Raw genomic sequence first — 24520 nt, 5'->3', positions numbered from 1 at the left:
TTAAGCTAAAAACAACAGTGTCAAACCGACTGACTTAACAGCATCAGCTCACGCATAGCTACTGAGAACTTAGCAAACTCATGACTTTGCGTGGTTTTAAACTCAGCGAGCATTAGACGCCAACGTTCTACTAGCGCATGGTGTTGCTCCAGCCAATTGTTGATAATGTCATCAGCAATACAGGCGTTACCACAGCTTCTCACCACTACAGAGGTTAAACCACGTTGCTGCCAATCAAGCTCTTCACGATATGAAGCCCTTGCCAGTGCCTGCCAGTGGTTGGCCACAGGCTGGCGAGTGATCTGTTCCAGGAACCAATGCAGCTCCAGCTTATCACCTAACTTAAAGTAAATTTCAGCAACCATGGCTAACGCTGTTTGCTGGCTATCAGCAACCTGTGCAATATCCATTACCGAGAAGACCGTGCTTAATTGGCTCAGATAAACAGCAACCACTTCTGGAATACCCTGTTCAACTAAGGTATTGCTCTTTTCTGCCAGCTCTTGCATCTCCCGTTCAGCCACATATTTCTGTAAATCGCGAACGATTTCGGCATAAGCGGGTTTAAAGAAAGCAACGGTTTGTTCAATGTTAAGCGCCTTGTCACGATGGCGCACAAACCAACGGGTTGCCCGGCGCATAGTACGACGCAACTGGAACAATACCCGGCTTTGTAATGCCGCCGGGATTTTGTTATCTAGCTGCTCTAACTGCTTCCAGTAGTTAGCCACATCAAACAATTCACGCACTATGGCATAGCAAATGGCGACTTCGGCAGCACTGGCACCTGTTTCTTCAAACATACGCTGCACAAAGTTTGGCCCCATTTCATTAACCAACATATTGGCCAATTTAGTAGCAATAATCTCAGCTTTTAGTGGATGCTGGCTAATTTCGCTGGCGAATTTCTTCTGTAATACCTGCGGGAAAGCACCACTAAGCTGTTGCTGGAAGTAACCGTTGTCTGATACCTCTGGCGTGACTAACCGCTCTTTTAACACCATTTTGCCGTAGGCAGTTAAAATAGCGAGCTCTGGCCGGGTTAACCCCATGTTTTTCGCCATGCGATCAGCTAATTCATCATCTGAAGGTAAGAACTCCAGCTCGCGGTTTAGCTTACCGTCTTTTTCCAAGGCGTGGATAAAGCGGGTGTACTCTTTAATCTGCTCAGAGCCCAACAATGAGGACAAGCTGATACTCTGTGTCTGCCGGTAACAATCTTTAATAACGATATCGGCTACATCATCAGTCATATCGTTTAGTAACTTGTTACGCTGTTTGATGGTGAGATCACCACCTGTGACCAGTGCATTCAGCAAGATTTTAATATTAACTTCATTATCCGAGCAGGTTACCCCACCCACGTTGTCAACAAAGTCAGTATTTAACCGGCCACCATTGGCTGCATATTCAATACGGCCACGTTGAGTCGCACCCAGGTTACCGCCTTCGCCAAAGATTTTGGCTCTTAGCTCACGGCCGTTAACCCGCAGAGCTTCTGAACCGCGATCACCTACTTCGGCGTGGCTTTCATTACTGCCTTTCACATAGGTACCAATACCGCCGTTCCACAGCAAGTCGACCGGCATCATTAAACATTCACGGATCAACTCATTGGGCGTCATTGAGGTTTTAGTGGTGCCCAACATCTCTTTAATTTGTGGGCTAAGTTTAATTGATTTAGCACTACGCGCAAAAATGCCGCCCCCCTCAGAAATTAATGACTTATCGTAGTCATCCCAAGTGGAAGTAGGCAGATTAAACAAGCGTTCACGCTCTTTGAATGAGCTGGCGGCGTCCGGGTTTGGATCGATAAAAATATGCATATGGTTAAAGGCAACTTGTAAACGGATATGCTTAGACAGCAGCATACCGTTACCAAACACGTCTCCAGCCATGTCACCAATACCTACACAGGTAAAATCACTGCTTTGGCAATCTATACCAATTTCGCGGAAGTGGCGTTTTACCGATTCCCAACCACCGCGGGCAGTAATGCCCATTTTCTTATGGTCATAACCGTTAGAACCGCCAGAAGCAAAAGCATCACCCAACCAGAAGTTATACTCCTCAGAGATCCCATTAGAAATATCAGAGAAGGTGGCAGTACCTTTATCAGCAGCAACAACCAAGTATGGATCGTCTTCGTCCAACCGCACTACATCAGTTGGTGGCACTATGGCACCTTGCACGATATTGTCGGTAATATCTAACAAACCACGGATAAAGGTGCGGTAACAGGCTTTACCTTCGTTAATAAAGGCTTCGCGTCCGCCGCTCTCAGGTAATTTTTTACAAACAAAACCACCTTTAGCGCCTGAAGGTACAATAACGGTATTCTTTACTTGCTGCGCTTTTACTAAGCCAAGTACTTCGGTACGGAAATCTTCACGCCGATCAGACCAACGTAAACCGCCCCGAGCTACTTTACCAAAGCGTAAGTGCACACCTTCAACCCGCGGCGAATATACAAAAATCTCGAACATTGGCATCGGCAAAGGCATTTCCGGGATCAAATCGGGTTTAATCTTAAAGGAAATGTAAGGCTTGTCTGTGCCATCTGTCGCTTTTTGGTAATAGTTAGTGCGCAAGGTGGCATTAATCATATCGACAAAGCGACGAATAATCCGATCATCATCTAGATTAGCAACATTCTCTAACTGAGCAGCAATCTGCTCTTCCAGCTTTTCAATAGATTTTGCTGTGGCTCGAGACTTCGGTGCAAACTTCATATTGAATAACTGTACCAGCAAGCCTGCCAGGGTGGCATAGCGAGCAAAGGTATTTTCAACATAACTTTGACTAAAGGTGCTGCCAATCTGGCGCTTGTACTTGGCGTAGGCACGTAAAATTGATGCCTCACGTCCGGTTAAGCCGGCACCCAAAATTAAACGGTTAAAGCCATCATCTTCTAACTGACCTAACCAAACCTTGGTTAAAGAGTCTTGGAAGCTTTGCTGCGCAGCGGCAAAGTCGGCCGGTAGCTCGCCCGTTAGCTCCATGGCAAAATTTAAAATCCAGCTAACAGAACCACCTGGGCACTTCACCGCATAAGGCGTTTCGCCAATAACACGTAGTCCAAAGTTTTCCAACATCGGCAGTACATCAGACAGGTGGATTGGATGATCTTTATGGAATAAGTTCAAGCGGACGGCTTTACTCTCTTTACCCTCTTCTTGCGGGCGATAGAACAACATCTCCAGCTTATGGTCTTCATTAAGCGACTCTAACTTGCCAATATCAACCAGCGCATCATTGGGTAACATATCTTCTTTATAAGCACGCGGGAAAGCATTAACATATTTACGGCTTAGTTCACGGCCGCGCGCTTCACCATAGATACCAATTAAGGCGCTTTCCAGTTTATCTTCCCAAGTACGGGCGGCTTCAACCAGATTTCGTTCAATGTCTTTCACGTTATACTCAACTTGGCTATCGTTGATCCGTACCAAATAGTGGGTACGCGCCAACACAGATTCAGAAAAATAGGTAGTAAACTCTACCGGCTCGCTAGCGCCGAAGGCTTGCGCCAATAACGCTTGAGTATCTTTACGCAGTTGGGTGTTGTAACGTTCTCGCGGTACATACACCATGGCAGTGACAAAGCGGCCGAAGGTATCCTGGCGGATGAACAAGCGCGTCATATCACGCTCTTGCATCTGCAATACCCCCATGCTGACATCTAACAATTCATCAACATTGGCTTGTATAAGTTCATCTCGAGGATAGGTTTCCAAAATATTAAGTAAGGCTTTATAGGCATGAGTGCCTACCGCAAACTCAGAGCGAGTCATAACCTGTTGCAGCTTGCTTTTTAAAAGCGGAATATCGGCTGCACTGTTGTTATACAAACTGGCAGAATACAAACCAATAAAACGATCTTCACCGACGACCTTACCGCTATTATCAAAACGTTTAATACCGATATAATCGATGTAGGCTGGTCGATGTACCCGCGATTTATTGTTAGTTTTTGTCAGAATCAGCAAAGAGTTGCTTAATGCTTGTAGGCGACCACGCTCTGGCAGTTCTGATAGCATTAGATCGCGCGGCTCAGAGCGACGCATTAACCCAAGGGCACTGTCTTTCTGGCCAACAATTTGGTAATCACCCTTTACTGGATTAATATCATAGCTACGATAACCCAGTAGGGTAAAATTATCTTTTACCAACCAATTCAGAAAATCGGTTACTTCGGTGATCTCTTCTTTGCTGGCTTTACCAGCATGTTTTGGTAAGGTTTTAATCACATCCAGCAGTTTTTGTCTGGCTGGTTGCCAGTCTTGTACCGCTAAAGACACATCTTCCATTACAGAATGCAGCTCGGCTTTAAGCGCTTCGATGGCAGTACTGTCTGTCATACGGTCGATTTCAATATGGAATACGGTTTGCTGTGTGCTGGCGTCTGTTAAACGCCCCAGTTTAGCAAAGTCAACAATACTACCTTTGGCATTGCGTTTCGTCTGCAATGGATAATGCAGCAGCAAATGCGCCGTAATATTATGCCGGGTTAACGCCATCCGTACCGAGTCAACCAGGAAAGGCATATCCTGTACGACGATTTCAACGATGGTATGTTTTGACTCCCAGCCGTGCCGAGCAATTTCCGGATTAAATACCCGGATCCGCGCAGCAGGTTCAGCATGCTGGTTTAGCGTTTGCCATAAACTTAGCGCCGCACCATAAAGATCACTGTCATTACGACCCACCAGATCTTCATTTGACATATTGCCATAGAGTGTGTGAGCAAACTTTTCAACCAACGGAATTTGTTCTTTTACTTTTTGCTTGATTAGCTTGCTGACGTTTTGTAGTAAAACTGAGGTTAGACCGTCTATCTTTGTCATTATTGCATCCTTTTATCAATCACTGCGAAAACACAGGATCCACAAAATTAGAGGGGATGTTGCAGCTGCGCAGTGTAGTAACTATTGTAGCGCTTTTGAAGTGTTATTTGTGGCTTTTATGCTGGTTAAACCAGTGCTTTTTATGGAGTTTCGCCTGAATATTCAGGGTGGGTAAATAGAAAATGGCCTTACGGCCATTTTCTTAGTTTTATATGCATAAATATGATGAAAAAAAATTTATGCTTTTAGCATTAAAGATACTTAATTCTTCTTGCGCCAAAAGAAGCTGGCCAATGCAGGTAGGACCACTATCGCACCCAACATATTTACAATAAACATAAAGGTAAGCAGTATGCCCATGTCAACTTGGAACTTCAGAGCTGAAAACACCCAAGTACTTACGCCAATAGCAAGGGTAATACCGGTAAAGAGTACCGCACTGCCCCGCTCTTTTAAGGCCTCATAGTAAGCCTGCCGTATCGGCATGCCTTCCCGCAGCTGTTGACTCATGGTTGATAAAATATAGATACCATAATCAACACCTATACCTACCCCAAGTGCGATAACCGGTAAGGTCGATACCGTTAAGCCAATCTCCAGTTTGGTCATCAGCGCCGTTGCCAACACAGATACCACATACAGTGGGATAACCACTGCAGCAGTCGCTCTGATGGAGCGGAAACTGAGCAAACACAACACAATAACAGCTGAATAGACGTACCACATCATCGGCTGCTGAGCAGCACTCACGGCTTCATTTGTTGCGGCCATAACACCCGCAGGACCGGTAGCCAATGCAAATTTCGTCTGTTCATCACCCAGCTCTGCACCATATCGTTTGGCAGCCAAAACAACCCGCTCAATGGTTTCTGCTTTATGATCTTCTAAAAACAACATAACAGGCATGACCGAGCAGTCCGCATTCAGTAAACCAGTACTGGTTTCTACCCGCGACGACGCTTGCACCAAACTTTGCGTATTACGGGGTAACACACGCCATTTGGGATTGCCCTCGTTGTAAGCCGCGTTGATGACTTTAGATACAGACGACAAGGATACAGCGGATTGCACGCCCGGTACATTTTCCATCAGCCACTGGAATTGGTCGATACGATCCATAATGTCATGGCTGGTACAGGCACTTGGAATGCTCTCTACCATCACATTGATATAATCTACCGATATGGCAAAACGATCCGTGATTAAAAAAGTGTCCTGATTGTAACGAGAATCTTCATGTAAGGCGGGAGCTCCAGCATGCAAATCACCAATTTTTAATTGTTGGCTTTGCATATAGCCATAGGCAAAGAGTGCAGCAGTCGCTAATAAGATTACGGTGGCGTAACGGCGGGTAGCAAAGGCAGATAAGGCTAACCAGATCTTATCTGTTTTTTCGCTCGGGGCGGCTACACGTTGTTTATATTTATCACTAAATCTCACATAGGACATTAACACCGGCAATAAGATAAGATTAGTTAAGATAATTACCGCGACACCTAAACTGGCGGTGATAGCTAATTCACGGATAACGCCAATTTCAATAATTAATAAGGTCAAGAACCCTACGGTGTCTGACAGCAGCGCAACACCGCCGGGTACCAGCAGCTTACGGAAACTGGTCTGAGCGGCAGTTTTGGCATTCATTCCCCCTGCAACCCTTTTACCCGTAGAATTAATCATCTGCACACCATGGCTAACGCCAATAGCAAACACTAAAAACGGCACCAGAATCGACATAGGATCGATGCCAAATCCTAAAACAGTAAGTAATCCCATTTGCCAAATGACGGCAATCAATGAGCAAGCTATCGGCAATACTGTCAGCATTACTGAGCCGGAAAATAAAAACACCATAATAGTGGTGATCAAAATGGCAATACCGAAGAACAGCACCACACCTTTAGCACCGTCTGCCACGTCACCGACCATTTTTGCGAAGCCGATAATATGTACGCTTAACTGTTCTGTTTGGTATTTGGCTCGAATGTCACTTTCTAACGTTGCAGCAAAGGCGATAGTATCTAAAGGCAGGTTCGTTTCAGGGTTAAGCTCTAATAAGGAAGCCGTTATCATCGCACAGCTATAATCATCTGAGACCATGCGGCCAATAACGCCCGCTTTCTCAGCATTCTCTTTAACCCGCGCCAGCCCTGCTGCATCAGCCGTAAAATTGGCAGGGATCACCGGACCACCAGCAAAACCATCTTCTACTACTTCAATAAAACGGGTACTTGGACTGAATAATGATTTAACAAGCACTCGCTCCACACCTGGTGTATAGACGACATCATCATGTGCGCGGCGGAAACTATCAAAGAACGACGCGTTAAAGATATCGCCACCTGCATCACACATGGCGATAAGAATATTGTTAGCACCACCAAAGTCTTCTTCATGCTTTAAGTAAGTTTGCATGTACTCATGTTTCAGCGGGATGTTTTTGCTAAAGGCGGCGTCCAGTTTTATATCAGTCGCGCGCCATAACAACACTAGTGTCGCTAACGCAAAAACGGCCAGTACTGCCAAGCGATGCCGGAACAGACTGTACTCAAATTTATTTACCAACCAATTAATGCTCATATTATTCAGACTTACCTATCGGTGTTAATTTAATGCCGCTTTCAGTAACTAGCAGTAAGCGGTTCGCCAATGACAAACCATTTAAAATTGCGCGACCATCGGCTTGCGACAAATCACGAAAACTCTGGCCATCGTCAGCACTATGCAGCAAAGTCCCTGCATTGCCGGTAAGGTAAAGTTGTCCGTTACTGTCTTCAAAAATACTGCTGAGCGTCGCTGATACGGGCAACGCAATATCTAGCCAGCTTTCACCATTATCATCGCTACGAAACACATTTCCGCGTAAACCTGCTACCAGTAAGGTACCTTGCTGGGTTCTATGTATGTCAAATAAAGAACCATTATAAAAAGCCTCCAAACGTTGCCAGCTTTGTCCGGCATCTTCGCTTACCGCTACAAAACCAGCTTCTCCTACCATCAGGATTTGTTCGCCCTGCACCATTAAGCGATTAAAGTGCGGTAAGACAGAAGCACGCTCTAATAAATAGGCTTCAGGATCTGTTTCAGCTAACTCTGCCAGGTACTCTTGATCATCTTCTGAGACTAAAGATAAATGAAAACTAGACTGCCAATTCACCCCACCATCAACGGTGGTATAAAACATACCGTAAGCGCCTACGGCGATACCTAGTTGGCGATCAAAGAAATAAACATCCATTAAAGGCTTGTCCATTTTTGGCAGGAACTGTTGTAGTTGCCAACTTTTGCCACTGTCTTGAGTGTGTAAAATAGTTGCGTCATGGCCCACTGCCCAACCATACTGGTCATCCGTAAAGTAAACCGATGTTAATAATGCCTGCACCGGTACCTTAGCTTGCTGCCAATGTTGGCCATCATGACTTATCAGAATATGTCCACGTTCACCAACTGCAGCATAACCTGCAGTACCCATATCAACCACATCGGTAAATAAAGCCTGCTCAGCTAATGGCGCAATAACGGCTGCTTTGGGCAAAGCATCAGGAATGTCATCCGTCTCGCGACTAACTACCATGTTGCTTTGTATAAGCAATAACGTCGTTAAACATAGGGCAAATAAGTTGTTATACATTAGTAAGACACACTCAGATTGAATAAAAGTTTAAACGATTCCTGACTAAAAAAAAGGCTGGCCAGATGCCAGCCTTCTTGCAGGCTATAACTTAACGGGTACCTTCACGACGTAATGACGCTGGGGTAAAGTCATTGTCCGACAGGGTTACCGAGAAGTCATACATCTTGTCTTCATTATCCAGGCCGATAGCAATGTAACGACGTGAATTTAAGTCATGATAAACCTCTAACGTACTCCAATGCGTCGGGACTTCATAGTAGTTAAGACCATGGGCTAAAGCCACGCGATACAAGTCACCGCGGTTGTCATATAAGTCGGCTACATGGATTTGCCAGCTATCCTCGTCAATAAAGAATACCCGCTTACCATAAACATGACGCGTACCCTCTTTCAAGGTTGCTTCGACTACCCATACCCGATGCTTCTCATAACGAACATGTTCTGGATTTATGTGGCCCGGCAACAAAATATCAGAATACTTTAGGCTATTGCTGTGTAACTTATAGTCGTTATACGCAATATACATTTCGCGTTTACCTTTAAGCTCCCAGTTATAACGATCTGGCGATCCGTTAAACATGTCGAAATCATCGGTAGTACGTAAACCGTCTGATGCAGTACCTGGTGCATCATAAGCTACGTTTGGCGCGCGGCGAACACGGCGTTGGCCGGTGTTATAGGTCCAAGCCTGACGAGGTGTTGCCACCTGGTCCATCGTTTCATGTACCAACAATGCTGTACCGGCTAAACGCGCAGGTGAAGTCACACTTTGCTTAAAGCGGAACAGAATATTTTCGGCTTCTAACGCCGCAGGTGTTGCATCAGGGTGCGAGTATTTGAACATGATCTGTTCGTCAAAACCAATAATGGTATAAGCGCCCGCTGCGGTCGGTGCAGCCTGACCACCGTTACGGCTGGCGGCAACGCCACGATAACGAACAGTGTGGTTCCAAATAGCCTCTAGACCGTTACTGGGAATAGGAAACGGGATACCTATAGCCGCATTTCTTAAGCCATTACCCCCTTCAACCAACTCAGCCTCAGCCGCAATTCGTTTAGTCGCATCATAAAAATACTGCGGAAACGATGCGCTACGTCTTGTCGGATAAACGTTCATTTTGAAAGTATCAGGATACAAATCAAAAAGTGCAATCTGACCTGGACTTAAGAACTGCCGGTATTGGTCAAGGTTGGCTTTAGTGATGGTAAACAACACTTTGTCATCAGCAAAAGGATTAGGATGATGATCGCCTGGCTTGTAGCCTGCAGGAGCAGCTTTAATACCGCCGGTCCATTCTGGAATGGTACCAGCAGCATTACCTGCACGCTCAGCACCAATAGGTGTTAAATCTTGACCCAAGCGCGCTACCTGATCAGCAGGTAATTTAGCCAAGGTATTGCAACTGAACACCAGCGCAACAGCCGATGCTAACAGGGTGAGTTTTTTCATAATTCGTGCTCGTCCCTTAAATAGAGTATTTAATATTAAAAGATACAAAGTCGCGGTCTGCAGTATTGTTGGTTGTACCTACTCCACCCCAGAACCAATTGTAACTCAGTTCACCAGACCACTTGTTTAAGTAATCGAAAGAAACGGCATAAGATGCAGATTTACGATCTTTTACAAACATAAATAATGGATCTGGCGTAATACCGTTTACATCGTGTGAAAACACTAAACGTTGTGATAAGTTCACACCAGCAAAGACGTTGTTATAATCGGCTTTCGCTAAAATCCGATAACCCCAGGCAGATGCAGTTGGGAATGGATTTTGCTCAGCGCCGTTAGATAAACCGGTATGCAAACCGTCAGAAGGGCCATTGGCACCGACCAGCGGCGCACCGCTACGGTCTGTATTCGGGCCATTTAGGCGCAGTACGTCATGAGCAGGCATGTTGTTAATTCTTACCCCACCCACTTCAGCTAACATACTAAAGTTATCTGCACCCAGTGTTGGTCCGAATAAATGAGTGAAGGTCATTTGCGCCTGCACAGTATTACGTAAAATATAACCTTGCGCGTAATTACCTGGTGTGGCTTTAGTACCAATAAACCGCCCCAGCTGTGAAATACCCGCTAAGTCAGGCCGGATACCTGCAATAGCTAATTGCTCAGGCATACCCGCGTATAAAATTTCTACGTCGTCGATTTGAAGTGGCTCGTCTTGACGAAACGAGAACTCACCCGCAACTGATGTCGTTCCCAGATTTGTATTAAAACTCGCGCCATATAGTTTAATATCTTCGGGATACTCTAATAAACCTTTAGAGAATGCCCGTAAGCTTTGTACATTTTCTTTAGTGATATTACCGGCATTCTGCACTAGGAAACCCAGGTCAGATTGGATGGCCGGTGTCCGGAAATCAGACGCAACACCGGAAATAACTGGCACCCGGCTATGATAATTCATGTAATACACCGCGAACTCAGTATCGCCTAAGCTGGGCGCAAAATACTCAAACTTAATACCATATTGGCCACTGTCTTTCGGCTTGATCTCACCTGAATCACCAAAAGGACGCAGCGCCACTTTGGTTGGATAAGCCAGATAAATTTGTGATGCTTGAGCTGGGCTGATTTGCCCGGCAGCGACCGCAGAACCTAAGTTATTAAGGTTTTGTAGTAAGAAGGCTAAATCAATATCTGGGTTGCCTGAAAAACCCAACTGAATATTTTGCGCATAACCACCACGGCCAGCAAAATCATTAGTAGAGAAATAAGTACCTGGTGGGGGTAAATAGCTTTCTTGCCAGGAGTACTGATAAAATAATTCGGTAGAGAGGTTATCAGTTAAGCCAACAGATAACGTCAGCATACCAGTTGGAATAAAAGCTTCCTTGAGTTCGGCTCCAGGCGCTCTGGCAATACCAACATCGATTGGGGTGATGTTGATACCATGCTGGATAAAGGTGCTTTCACCCCAACTTAAAACCTGGTTACCTAATCGAACCGTTACCGGGTTTTGGCCATCATTAAATGAAAAATTACCGTAAATATAAGCGTCAAGTAAACGTAAATCTTTACAGGCAAGCTCTCTGGAGCCTTTATCTTCACAAGGGTCAACTTTGTTACCGCTAAGTGGGTTGGTATAGGCAAACTTACCGTCATTCATGACGGTATCATAAAAATACATAAAGCGGCCAAAGAAGCCAATGTTATCTTTTTTGATCGATACTTCATGCAAGCCTTTGAACAAGCTACTGAACATATCACCACGATCAAAATTTAGATTACCTGCGTCGCCATTACTAGAGTATGCGCCTGGTTGTGCCCAGATATCGGCAGCCGGATAGATCACATTGGTCGCAGCGTTATATCCCGTCCAGTCAAAACGAGGATGGTTAACCTTGGCAATGGTATCCCAGTTACGCTCCTCTGTACGCCAGCTAGCACCGTAAGAGAACGTAGAGTCAAATACAACCTCTACATCGCCAAAGTTGAAGGTTGCTGCCTGAGCTGGTGCATAAGCCAGCGCCAGCAATGCGGCAGTAACACCGGCAGCTAACGGACTCATCGCAAAGCGGTTTGGCCTTTTATTCATGTTGTTGTCTCCCCCCCTGTTCAAACAGGTAGTTGTTTGTTCTTTTAGTTATCGATCCGGCTTGCTAACCACTGCAAAACAGACTCTTGCAATAAAATAATTACATCATTTGCCGGTGTTAGCAAGGCTTGCTCTAACGTAAATCTGTTGATTATTATTCATTTTTTCGCTTTTCACTGCTTTGCATTCGACTTTAGCTTACACAGTAGTTTAACCTGTCAGGACAGACCAGAGACTGCTAAAGGTAAGCTAATGAAATTAAAGGTCAAACCAGCTGAGAACGCAAGTTAATGTTTCAATCCAGCGTTTAAAGTATATACTCTAACTAATTTTCTCTAACTTCAAAAAATCTCCATTATCGGTAAGCGTTAATCTAAATCTGCCACGGATCCCCAGCTGACTGATATAAGGCTGAAAATGCCTAAATGCCAGCTGGATCCGCTCACCACTATCAGCAGTAACAATAAGATAGCGCACCTCTCCACGATAATACTGCTGACATTTCTCAGCTGAAATAAAACCACTAAATACATAGTGCCGGCTCATGGCAGACTCTTACTCACTTTTTCAAATACATCGTTGGAAAGTGATGCCTGTGCAGCAAGGGCTTTTAATAGACCAGCTAATAAATGTTGTCGCTGCTGATCGTACCGTTGCCAGGATAAAAGTGGTGTAAGAAGTCGAGCCGCTAGCTGCGGGTTTATTGGATCAAGCTTTGTCACAATCTGCGCTAGTAATTGATAGCCACGCCCATCTGCCCGATGAAACTGCTTGGCGTTGCGCTGCGAAAAAGCACCAAAGACGGCACGAACCCGATTAGGATTTTTCCAACTAAATAACGAATGTTGCGTTAGGCGATCTAAGTGCGTAAAAACAGCGTCATTGGGTGTTGTTGCGACCAAACTAAAATACTTATCCATTACCTGCACATTATGCTGGTACCGCTTGGCAAAATCTTCCAGTAGGCTATTGCTCGTCGCTAACTCGGCATACTGAGCAGCCTTAAGCGCCGTCAATTGATCTGTCATATTATCAGCTTGCCGGTAATGTTGATTAACCCAGTGTTCTCCTTCATTTGTAAAGGCTAAATAGTGCAAGCAACGCCCTTTTAGCGCACGTAATGCCACACCCTGCTCATTGTAATGATAGGCTATGCTGTCAAAACGCTGATAGCAAGCAGTCAACTCTATTGCCAGTGCCTCTGCTAACTGCTGCGTTAAATGAGCTAAACAGCTTAACAAGGCATCTACCGGAATTTCGGTGTACTGCTCTGCCAAAGTATCAAAATCGGGCAAGGCTAATAACTCTGCCGTTAACGCTATATCGGCTAATGGCTGCTGTAGTAACTGTTTAAATAAGCTGACTAACTCTGCAGGTAATTGCGGGAGTAGCCCCCCAGTTACCGCCTTGGAAATCAGTAAGCTCCAGTATTGTTGCATCGCATCCCAACGGGCAAAGCCATTAGTTGCCCTGCCGGCAATCAGCAATAATTGTTCAGGTTGATAATGTGTACTTAATTTTACCGGAGCAGAAAAATCCTCTAACCATACGATCAACGGTTGTTCGTGAATACCATCAAACTGAAATTCTTGTTCTTCATTACTCAGTAACAACAATTGCCGCATACTTGAGCCGGCATTACTGAAGAGAAGCTCAATGCGCATTGGCATCAGCAACGGCTGCTTTATAGTTTGATCTGCTGTAACAGGAGTATGCTGGTGTAATTTCAAGGTCAAACGAGCAGAAGTCGCGTCATAGTGCTCTTGCACTTTCACTTCAGGAGTTCCTGACTGGCTATACCAACGCCGGAATTGCGTTAAGTCCTGGCCGGTCGCATCTTGCATAGCCTGCACAAAATCATCACAGGTAACGGCCTGGCCATCGTGCCGATCCAGATAACATTTTAAACCCGCATTAAAACCCGTTTTGCCAAGGATTGTTTGTAACATGCGGATAACTTCAGCACCTTTATCATAAACCGTTACCGTGTAGAAATTATTCATCTCCAACACCTGCTCAGGCCTGATAGGATGTGCCATAGGGCTGGCATCTTCTGCAAACTGGGCTGTGCGGATTAGCTTTACGGCTTCGATACGATTAAGCGTCGCAGATCCCATATCCGCGCTAAATTCCTGATCGCGAAATACGGTTAAGCCTTCTTTCAAACTCAGTTGAAACCAATCTCGACAAGTTACACGATTACCCGTCCAGTTATGAAAATACTCATGACCAATAATTGATTCAATATTGAAATAATCTTGATCAGTGGCGCTGCTATCGTCGGCCAGCACATATTTACTGTTAAAGACATTCAGCCCTTTATTTTCCATTGCGCCCATATTAAAGAAATCAACAGCAACAACCATGTAGCGGTCTAAATCGTATTCGAGTCCGAAACGTTGCTCATCCCAGTGCATGGCGCGTTTTAACGCTGCCATCGCAAAGTGACTGCGCGACAACGCGCCTTTTTGCACATAAAATTCCAGCGATACCTGTCGGCCAGAAGCAGTTACATACGCATCCGTTAAGCAATCAAAATCACCGGCAACCAGGGCAAACAAATAGGCTGGTTTTGGAAAAGGATCATGCCATTTAACGGCAGTACGGCCATCACTTAACAGCGTTTCACTCACTTTGTTACCATTTGAGAGTAGAAAAGGTAACTGGCTGCTATCTGCAATGATCGTAGTAGTAAAAACGGCGAGAACATCCGGCCGATCAGGATAATAGGTGATCCGCCGAAAGCCCTCTGCCTCACACTGGGTACAATAGACCCCCTCTGCCAGATATAAGCCCTCTAGCGCGCTATTTTGATCTGGGTTTAATTCGGTAACAATTTCCAGCACCCCAGAATTACCTGGTTTAACAATCTCTAAGCTATCCTCTGTAAGTCGGTAGTCTTTATCGGTAAGCATCTGGCCATTTAAGCGCAAGCTAATCAGCTTAAGTTGTTGACCGTCGAGTATCATAATTCCAGCGCCGTTACGCTGAAAGGTTAACGTTGCAGAAACTCTGGTAGCTGTAGGATCCAACTCGAAACTCAGGTCTGTTTTACTGACTAAAAAACTAGGCGGTTGATAGTCGGCTAACCGCTTAGGCTGGCGTATCGTTGCTGCTGTCATAAAGCTATTCCATGTCAAATAAAGTGATATCAAGATAGAGTGAAAATTACTGCACTAAATTGCAAAAGCCCGACGTTAGTCAGGCTTTATTACAATTACGGCTAAAGGCAACTTACCGACCAGTACTTGTAGACACCTCGGCGGTCACCGAATCTGGCGGTGTTAATTTAAGAATTTTTATTCCAAGGTAAGCATAGACCACCGCCAGCACCGGATTAATCAGATTGAAAAAGGCGTACGCAAAATAATCGAGCGGATTAACATTTAAAACACCATGCATATAAGCACCACAGGTATTCCAGGGTATTAACGGGCTGGTGATAGTGCCACCGTCTTCCAACGCACGAGATAAGTTTACTGGCGCCAGGCCTCGGCGCTTATATTCTTCTTTATACATACGACCTGGCATAACAATCGACATATATTGATCGGCAGTCAGAATATTCGTCGCTAAACAGGTTGCCATGGTACTAGTAATTAATGACCCAGTACTGCGGGCAAAAGCTAGGATGGTTTCCACAAACTTACGCAATAAACCGATATGCTCTACCACTGCACCAAACATCATGGCTGAAAATATTAACCAAATAGTGTTAAGCATGCTGGCCATACCACCACCACTTAACAAACTATCCATATCGTCATTACCGGTGCTAATGCTAAAGCCTGCAAAAAGCGTCTGCCAAACCAGCTTAAATATGGCAATCACTGCAGGTAACTGCTCATCTGCCATACGGTTAATTAACTCAGGTTGAAACAGCACAGCCCAAATACCGCCAAGCAAAGCACCAAGAAACACGGTGGGGAATGCCGGTACCTTTTTAACAGCCATTGTTAACAATACGGCCAAAGGTATTAGGGTCCAAAGGCTAATATTAAATTGCTGTTCTAGCACTGAGCTAATCTCGTTAATATGCTGTAAATCGGCACTCACGTTACTGTTAAAGCCAATTAAAATGAACGCAATTAACGCCAAAATAATGCTAGGCACTGTCGTCCATAACATGTGTCGAATATGCTCAAACAAATCCGCACCTGCTACCGCAGGCGCTAAATTTGTTGTTTCACTTAGCGGAGAAATCTTATCGCCAAAATAGGCACCTGATACTATAGCTCCGGCAGTGATAGCAGGTGATAAGCCTAAGCCGGTAGCGACACCAATTAAGGCAACACCAATAGTGGCGGCAGTCGTCCAACTACTGCCAATACTCATCGCTACAATAGCGCAAAGCACACAGCTGGCAGCATAAAACCAACTAGGACTTAGTAGCTGTAAACCAAAATAAATCAGCGTAGGTACTGTCCCAGACAATAACCAGGTACCAATAAGTGCACCTACCGCCAACAGTATTAACACTGCCGCGAGCGACAAAGAAATGCCCTTTACCATCGCTTTTTCTATACTGCGCCAGTCATGGCCATTTTTTAACCCTATCACTACCGCAACAGCTGCTGCAATAAATAAGGCTATTTGGTTAGGTCCATAAGAAGAATCATCTTTAAACAACATCACTGATGCAGCAAGCAACGCGATAAGCACCAACATCGGGATTAACGCATCCAACAGGCTAGGTAGTTTAGGTTCGGTTCTTTTCATTATCGTGCTCCTGCTTACTTGCCGATTACGGCACTAAAGAGATCGAGCACGCCGATCAGATTCAAAAATACAATAATAACGGCTATCGGAGTGATCCAACGAATAGCAAAGCGCCAAATCTGATAAGCCGCATTTGTACTAGCCAATTCTTCTGCACTGACTTTCTCTGACATAACCCAGCCAACAAAGACTGCAATAAAGAGACCGCCAATAGGTAGCATAATGGCAGAGGTTAGGTAATCCTTAAGTTCAAAGAAACTGTTAATTGGCTTGCCCAGTATATTCCACTCGAAGGTCGCCCAGCCGGCCCCAGCGAATGAAAATACCGTTAGCAGTCCAAGTAACCAAAGCGATAAACCAGTAAATAAGGTAGCGCTGCGGCGTTTCATACCTTTAGTCTCTACTAACCAAGCTACAGTCGACTCTATCATTGCAATGGCGGAAGTAAAGGCGGCAAATACCAACATCACGAAGAACAGGGTACCGAACAGCGTACCAAAAGGCATGCTACCAAAAGCAATAGGTAAGGTAACAAAAATCAAACCAGGCCCTTCACCGGGCGCCAAACCATAGCCGAAAACTAACGGAAAAATAGCCAAGCCGGCTAACAACGCCACTGCTGTATCACACAAGGCTATTAGAATAGATGTCTTAGCAATAGATACATTCGCAGGTAAATAAGCACCATAAATAATCATCGCCCCTGATGCTAAACTTAAACTAAAAAATGCATGGCCTAGCGCCAACAAGACACCGTTCATTGTTAGTTTAGAAAAATCCGGTTTAAACATAAAATCTACGGCTTCTAAGAAGGCCCCGTTTAAGCCAGAGTAAACTGCCATCAACAACAACAATACGAAGAGTGATGGCATTAAATAATTAACCGCTTTCTCTAATCCTTTATGTACACCTTTACCCACCACAAAAATGGTAACCGCCAGAATAATTGCTGACCAGCACATCAAGGCAATTGGATTGGCCACAAAGCTACCAAATTCAGCCCCCACTTCAGCTGCGGGCATCCCAACAAAGATTCCGCTAGCGGTTTTAAATACATAGTATAGAGCCCAACCGGCAATAACCGCATAAAAAGACAAAATCAGATAACTGGCAACAAGACCGCTCCAACCAGCAATTTGCCAGCGAGTACTGGCTTTAGCTTCCAAGGCGAGTGTTTTTACAGAATGTCCTGGGCTTTGCCGACCACGGCGACCAATTAATACCTCAGACATCATCACAGGAATACCAATCAACAAAATACAAAGCAGATAAACTAAAACAAAGGCTCCGCCACCGTTCTGCCCCATGATGTAAGGAAATTTCCAGATGTTACCAAGACCCACTGCTGCCCCAGTAGCAGCAAGAATAAAGGCTAGGCGGCTAGACCAGAGGCCGTGCACCGATTGACGTGTTCCCGACATAAAAAACCTTTTATAATTATTATGTTGTTATTATTAATAAAGGCGGTAAAGACCGCCTTTAATTTACAGCCTATTACTGGCTAATGCTTTGCTACTCGATTTAGCTGCAACAAATCTGAGGTAATATGTGCAGCCTCTTCTAAAAATGGATCCAGTTTGCTTAACAGCTCAGGAGCATCATCTACCGAGGTAACTAACGGCAATTGCAGACGTTGCAAACGTTCATTAGTTCGCACTAAAGCTCTCGCTTTGTCGGCTTCGCGCTTAGCAATCCGCTCAGCTTTGTTTAGAGAAACACTTTTCTCATCTTTTTGCTGTTGGTACTCAGCGATATCTGCCAATAGATACTGAAACTCAGTCTCTTTAGCAATACGTTGCTGATGTTTACCCTGTAACAAGGGGATTTGCTTCTGAATATCCTGATGTGCTTGATACTGCGCGGGGGCAATAGCGTCCCAAGGTAATGCGTAGTCTTCTTTGCTTTCTCCCCACTCCGCCGGTTCAATAGCTGATGGGAAACTGATATCTGGAATTACGCCTTTATGCTGAGTACTACCGCCATTAATACGATAAAACTTAGCCATAGTGTACTGCACACTGCCTAACTGTTGTTCAAACATGTCATAGATACGACCAATGCCTCTGTGCTGTTGTACTGTACCTTTGCCGAACGTTTGCTCACCCACAACCAGGGCACGCCCATAATCTTGCATAGCCGCGGCAAAAATTTCTGATGCTGAAGCACTGTAACGGTCAACCATCACCGTTAACGGACCATCGTAATAAGAGATACCATCGCTATCACCATTTAAGCTGATGCGGCCATCTCCTGAACGAATTTGTACCACCGGACCGCGGTCAATAAAGAGGCCCGTTAACAGGGTTGCTTCCTGTAAGGAACCACCGCCATTACCGCGTAAATCGATAATCAAGGCTTCAACTTTTTGCTCGTTAGCTTCGGCAAGAAGCTTTTTCACATCCTCAGCCAGATTATTGTAAAAGCCAGGTATATTGATCACACCAATCTTACTTTGCAGCTCACCTAATTTAGGCTCAAGCACTTCAAATTTTGCCGCGCGGTCTTCTAACCTAATTTTGTCGCGTACAATTTCAACAACCTGAGTTTGGCTGTTCGCTTCACTACCGCCCAATACCTGTAACCTAACTTTGCTACCTTTAGGGCCCTTAATTAAATCAACCACATCATCTAAACGCCAACCGACAACATCAACAAAGTCTTTGGCATCTTGGGCAACCCCAACAATTCTATCTTTGGGTTTTAATCTTTGCGTTAAATCAGCCGGACCACCTGGAACCAAGCTTTGAATTACAGTGTAATCTTCATCAGCACGTAATACCGCACCAATACCTTCTAACTGCAAATTCATTTCCTGTTGGAAACGCTCAGCGTTGCGTGGCGATAAATATGAAGTATGCGCTTCAACTGCCCGACCAAAAGAGTTCATGACAAGTTGGAACACATCTTCACTTTGTGTTTGCACTAGTCGTTTCTGGGTGTTGCGGTACCGCTTAACGAGAATCTCTTTCGCTTCATCCAGCGTTTTCCCTGTCAGCTTCAGGTTCAATAAATCAAACTTAACTCTCTGCCGCCACAGCTCGTCTAATTCTTGTTGGTCCGCCGGCCAGTTAGCCTCTTCGCGATCATAAACATAACGATCTTCCGCTTCAAAGTCGTATTCTTTATCCAACAAAGCGATGGCGTAGTCAAAGCGTTCAAAACGGCGTTTTTGCGCTAAATTGAACATATCGAAAGCAAAATCCAAATTGCCGCGATTAATACCATCATCAAATTGCAACCGATATTGCTCAAATTTAGCGACGTCACTTGCTAATAAATGATTACGGTAATAATCGAGATTTTTTAGATAAAGGTCGAAGATTCGCCCTGATAACTCGTCATTTAACTGAACAGGCAAGTAATGCGAGCGGGTAAAAGTGGCAGCAACTCTTTTACTGGCAGTAGCATGTTGCGGCGATTGGTTAATCACCGGCAAAGCACTGATGTCAAGTTGCGTCGTCGTTTGGGCATTGATGCCTAACGCTAAAAGTAAACCAACAGCTATCAGGGAAAATTTCTTCATAACACTCTCAATATGCGTCAGGCCTGATACAGGCTATCCTGACGTGTTTTGATGACCATACCAGACCCCAGTTGCACTGTTACATCAGGAAGATTCACTTCCTGAATTGTCGCTGGCATTGGGGTTAGACCTAACTTCACCAGCACCTTATTACCCACCGCAAGTTGCGAAGGCTCGAGCGTTGTCAAGCTTTGCTGCACCGAGGTAACATCCTTTTTAGCGGCTACAGGCACCGGCTTTGGGGTTGCTCTTTCAGGCTTAGAGCCCTTAACGAAGGTTTTGTTCGGTCTTTTTTTCTCGACCGGTGTTACAGGTGTTTTTGCCTCTTGTTGCTTGGCGCGTTGCTCCTGCATCCGTACCTTACGTTTCTCAGCTGCTTTTTGTTTACTTTCAGCCAATAATTTAGCGGCGTGCTCAGCTTGCTGTGCATCGATCACCTCTGCAGGCTGACCATCTAAATCAACACGATTGGCACCTTCTTTAGTTGCATCCAGGTAACGCCAGCTAGATGTATAAACCCTCAACGCTTGACGTAATTGGGTTTTGCTCAGTTGGCTGTTCTCATCCAGACGTTGGGCTAAATCCTGAAAGATACCAACTTTCAGTGGTTTAACATTTTCATCTGCGGCGAAACATAAGGGATATTGCTTAACCAAATAAGCCAGCACCTCTTTAACATTAGCAGGTTTTACCGTTTCCGCAGTAGGTAAAACTGTCGTTTCAGCCGTTTCAGCAATGGAAGTTGTCATTCAGGATTCACTCTTCTTCGTCATCTTCAGCAGGCATGTCCGTCATGCCTTCATCTATTTGTTGTTGAATATAGGCCAGTGCCCAGTCAATTAGTTCGTCTTCATCTACATCAAGCAGCACCGTATCACCGCGTAGTTGTTCCCATAGCTGTGGCATCAAATAACCGATCTCGGCTGATGTCAAAGTATCAGGCAAAGCATCCCACACCGCGTGAGCGATACTGTTAAACTTATCAGCAACTAACTCTTCTTCGCCATCCCAGTCGCCTACTTCAGCCACTTGTAACAGGTAATCTTGCACAGATAACAAGTCTTTCATTATACGTTAGCCAAACGCTGTTCAAATACTTGTACCAACTGCATCAAGCCAGTTTGGTCTTCTTCGTCAAAACGATTGAGTAGAGGGCTATCGATATCCAGTACTGCGATAATTTCGCCATTATGCCGCACAGGCAACACAATCTCTGAATTGCTGGCAGCATCACAAGCAATGTGTCCTGGAAATGCATGAACATCTGCTATACGTTGGACTTCGCCTGTTGCAACGCAAGTGCCACAAACACCTTTGCCAACGGGAATCCGCACACAGGCAACTTGCCCTTGGAAAGGTCCCAGCACTAATTCACCACTACGCATAATATAAAATCCTGCCCAATTAAGGTCTGGCAGAGAATTAAAAATTAAGGCGCTAACGTTAGCCATATTGGCGATAATATCGGTCTCGTCCTCTAACAAGGCTTTGCCCTGTTCTAACAACAAAGGGTAAATTTGGTTTTTCTCGCTCAGCATCTTATCTACAAATTAAGGTTATACCAAAGCCCTCTACATTACTTGTTTTAAGCCGCAATTTAAACCTTTTTTAGCGTAAAGACGGGCGCTCTGAGCGCAGTTTTACGCTCTAACTAGCAGGTTTGCTGCTAATTTCAGCAAGTTACTATAGTGAGTCGACAAAACTTAAAGGATTAGCTGGGTAGAGCAGTTGCGGTGCTTGTGTTTGCTGACTAAACCTTCGCGTATCTTTGTAAGGCAATTTCATAAAACCACCTACCCCCTCGCCGCTAATTAAATACACTTTCGCCAGGATACTTCTTAATAAACGGCTAAATTCTTGTTCAGCTGCAGGGTCCAGCAAACGATAATAACTATGAATTTTCATGTAGAGTGGCGTAACTTCAAAAATTATACAGCCGGTATGACGGATTAAATTAAGTTTGGCTATATCGTCCATAATGGCATCAGGTAAAACAAGTTGTTCATCGGGATCTTTACCATCTTCAAAATAAGAATGCTGTTTACTGGCATCTTCCGAACTTAAGACTGGTGCTAATTGATAAGGGATCTGACTTTCACTGGGTACAACAAATGGTTCTGCTTCATTGTCTCGGCTAATGTGTATTGTGTTACGAGCGTTAAACAAACAGGCTTTAAATGTCCCTACCTTACTGATAGCGCGAGCCAGCGTGACGACATTATTTACTGCGAGTGCAAAAGCACGCTGTAATTTAGCGTCGTAAAGGTTTAAACTACAATCGATATAAATGCCCCCAGGCTGCCAGTGAATTGCTAAACCGCCGACAACAGGATAGCGCGCTAAACGGCTTACTGCTGCGATAAAAGCTTTTTCAGTTTCCCCCATGCCCTCCAGGTAGTTTTTATAATAGCGCTCAAGCTGCACATCATCGACGTACGCTATATCCATTTCCTCGTTGTGTTCACGTAAAAAAGACTTACGTGAGGAGTAAACCACAGTATCCAACTCTCTTTGCTCTGGACTTACCCATACAGGTAGCGATGGCTGATCATGAAAAAGCGGCAAATCCGGTAGCACTAAGCGTTTTAGGCGAGGCATCTGCTTCAAAAAGTAGTCGCCGGCCTGTTGTCGTAACGTTAAATCATCCGAAAGCATACTGTCAAGTAAGGTCGCGAACTCAAGTGGTAAACCCAGGCTACGAGCAGGGATGGCTTTACGGCCGAACCGACTAGGTTGGCCAGAGGCAAGTGCATACAGTGTGCTGGCGACACCTTGCTCATCAAATCGCGGACTAGATAACTGGCCGGTACGCTGCTCAGGCCCAATAAAATAGATATCGCCCATCCGGGCATTAGAGTGCTGCAAATCAGCAGACATTAATTGCATGATATTATTTGACAGGTAATGCCCATCTTGGTCCAACTGGGCAAACACTGATGAACCCCAATCAATTAAACTAATGCGCCCGGTGCTCTCATCAAATACTAGATTTGATGGCTTAATATCACCATGCACTATGGGTAAAGACTCGCCCTCTTTCATGTTGGCACGTAAGTACAATAGTAGGTCCGCTAGCTGACCAGCAATATCAATCACTAGCTTTACCGGTAAGCGACCATGTTGCAGGCTATACTGCTCTAAATCGATACCGGGCGCTCGCCCCATCATCAGGATCCCTTGCTTGCGCACCACCTGGTAGGTGATGTAGGCTGGTACTGAGGGATGCTGTACTTGCGACAACATAAAGGCTTCATCGGCTAACCGCTCTTGAATATGTTGTGGCAGATTAATTCTCGAGAACTTAAATACATAACATTGCTGATCCACACCGTAACCGGCAAAAGCAAAACCGTAAGCACCTTTACCCAGCAAGCTAATATCGCGATAACCTAGTTTCTCCAGCTCCTCTATACACAAGGCAACCCAATCTTTTAATTTTTTGGCATCATTGGTATTAAGCAAATAGATAGATTGCTCTTCAGGAATATAAAAATTACGCAGGTTACGCTCTTGCATTACTACTCCGGTGTGCAGATAGTAACTTATAGCTTTTGATGTTATGACAACATAAAAGATCTAAAGAACCTCTGTGGTCTGACACTGTTCTGACATTCTTAATAAACATAGCAAAGCTACCATAGCTACCTATTGTCAGCAATTAACCGATTAGCTTTTGTTTTGTACTGAACAGACTTTATCATGCAATACTATAAGGATCGAAGAGCCAGACGCAACGCCCTCAGCTGAGTAGGTATTTCTTTGATTTTACGAATTCTAATTGATTGCCTTAACCGAAACGCTAGGCCACTTGCAGCCGATATTGCACACAAAGACGCCGTGAACCCTTCCATGGGGGCTCCTCTTTCGCATCCATGCGAAAGACGCTTTGTTTAGCAATATCGGCTCGCTGCCTTGCTGCATTTTTACATTCAAATAGATCGCAAAAACTCTACCGCAACTAAAGGCTGAACAAAATTTGCTAGCCCTTCGAGATCCTAATCCTTCAATCTTCAAAAATACAGAATTAGCATGGCGACAACTTCGTCAGGAACGAAGTTGGACGTTGCTACGCGACGCCCCGAAGGGCGGAACACAGGACGTGTTTCGCAATGCCACCACTGTGGCTGGCGTGGGAGTGTAGTACACCCGCGTAGCGGATAAAGCAAAAAGCCCACTCGACTGAGTGGGCTCTTTGGCTTTATGAGGTGCCTTCATGCCCCTCGCAGAGCTCGGGGCGTTCTGCCGGCGACAAGCC

At 44.9% G+C, this 24520-nt stretch carries 14 protein-coding genes; all 14 read right to left on the bottom strand.

Going from position 1 to position 24520, the window contains the following annotated elements; all coding sequences use genetic code 11:
• Positions 1–20 precede the first annotated feature (20 nt).
• Positions 21–4847: an NAD-glutamate dehydrogenase gene (locus tag IE163_RS16545; RefSeq protein WP_189434113.1), complete on the bottom strand. Its 4827-nt coding sequence runs from the start codon at positions 4845–4847 to the stop codon at positions 21–23.
• Positions 4848–5108: 261 nt separating this feature from the next.
• Entirely contained in the window at positions 5109–7427 is a 2319-nt protein-coding gene (locus tag IE163_RS16540; protein WP_189434112.1) for an efflux RND transporter permease subunit, read from the bottom strand.
• Between the two features lies 1 nt (position 7428).
• Positions 7429–8478, bottom strand: coding sequence for a WD40/YVTN/BNR-like repeat-containing protein (locus IE163_RS16535; protein WP_189434111.1), 1050 nt, complete (start codon positions 8476–8478; stop codon positions 7429–7431).
• A gap of 91 nt (positions 8479–8569) precedes the next feature.
• Positions 8570–9934 (bottom strand): DUF1329 domain-containing protein, encoded by a 1365-nt coding sequence (locus IE163_RS16530; protein WP_229833631.1) that lies wholly within the window; start codon positions 9932–9934, stop codon positions 8570–8572.
• Between the two features lie 13 nt (positions 9935–9947).
• Positions 9948–12023, bottom strand: a complete 2076-nt coding sequence (locus IE163_RS16525) for a DUF1302 domain-containing protein (RefSeq protein ID WP_189434109.1) — start codon at positions 12021–12023, stop codon at positions 9948–9950.
• A gap of 321 nt (positions 12024–12344) precedes the next feature.
• Positions 12345–12569 carry a DUF2835 family protein gene (locus tag IE163_RS16520; protein ID WP_189434108.1) on the bottom strand — a complete coding sequence of 75 codons (225 nt, stop codon included), beginning with the start codon at positions 12567–12569 and terminating at the stop codon, positions 12345–12347.
• A complete protein-coding gene (pepN, locus tag IE163_RS16515) occupies positions 12566–15145 on the bottom strand; it encodes an aminopeptidase N (RefSeq protein WP_189434107.1) in 2580 nt (859 codons plus the stop codon). Before pepN ends, IE163_RS16520 begins: the two co-directional genes overlap by 4 nt.
• Before the next feature lie 112 nt (positions 15146–15257).
• Positions 15258–16742, bottom strand: a complete 1485-nt coding sequence (nhaC, locus tag IE163_RS16510) for a Na+/H+ antiporter NhaC (RefSeq protein WP_189434106.1) — start codon at positions 16740–16742, stop codon at positions 15258–15260.
• 14 nt (positions 16743–16756) lie between these two features.
• A complete protein-coding gene (locus tag IE163_RS16505) occupies positions 16757–18163 on the bottom strand; it encodes a sodium-dependent transporter (RefSeq protein WP_189434105.1) in 1407 nt (468 codons plus the stop codon).
• Between the two features lie 80 nt (positions 18164–18243).
• Positions 18244–20265, bottom strand: coding sequence for a carboxy terminal-processing peptidase (gene prc / locus IE163_RS16500; RefSeq protein WP_189434104.1), 2022 nt, complete (start codon positions 20263–20265; stop codon positions 18244–18246).
• Positions 20266–20282: 17 nt separating this feature from the next.
• Positions 20283–21014, bottom strand: coding sequence for an RNA chaperone ProQ (gene proQ, locus IE163_RS16495; protein ID WP_189434103.1), 732 nt, complete (start codon positions 21012–21014; stop codon positions 20283–20285).
• A 7-nt stretch (positions 21015–21021) separates the two neighbouring features.
• A complete protein-coding gene (locus IE163_RS16490) occupies positions 21022–21333 on the bottom strand; it encodes a hypothetical protein (protein ID WP_189434102.1) in 312 nt (103 codons plus the stop codon).
• Complete coding sequence (msrC, locus tag IE163_RS16485) at positions 21333–21803, bottom strand: free L-methionine (R)-S-oxide reductase MsrC (protein ID WP_189434101.1); 471 nt, start codon at positions 21801–21803, stop codon at positions 21333–21335. Before msrC ends, IE163_RS16490 begins: the two co-directional genes overlap by 1 nt.
• Before the next feature lie 145 nt (positions 21804–21948).
• Positions 21949–23781 carry a protein kinase domain-containing protein gene (locus IE163_RS16480; protein WP_189434100.1) on the bottom strand — a complete coding sequence of 611 codons (1833 nt, stop codon included), beginning with the start codon at positions 23779–23781 and terminating at the stop codon, positions 21949–21951.
• Positions 23782–24520: the final 739 nt, after the last annotated feature.

It is taken from the genome of Alishewanella longhuensis (assembly GCF_014653435.1).
GTDB classification, from domain to species: Bacteria; Pseudomonadota; Gammaproteobacteria; order Enterobacterales; family Alteromonadaceae; genus Alishewanella; species Alishewanella longhuensis.
Note: the sequence above shows the minus strand (reverse complement) of the source record. Positions and strands in the feature narration are given on the sequence as shown.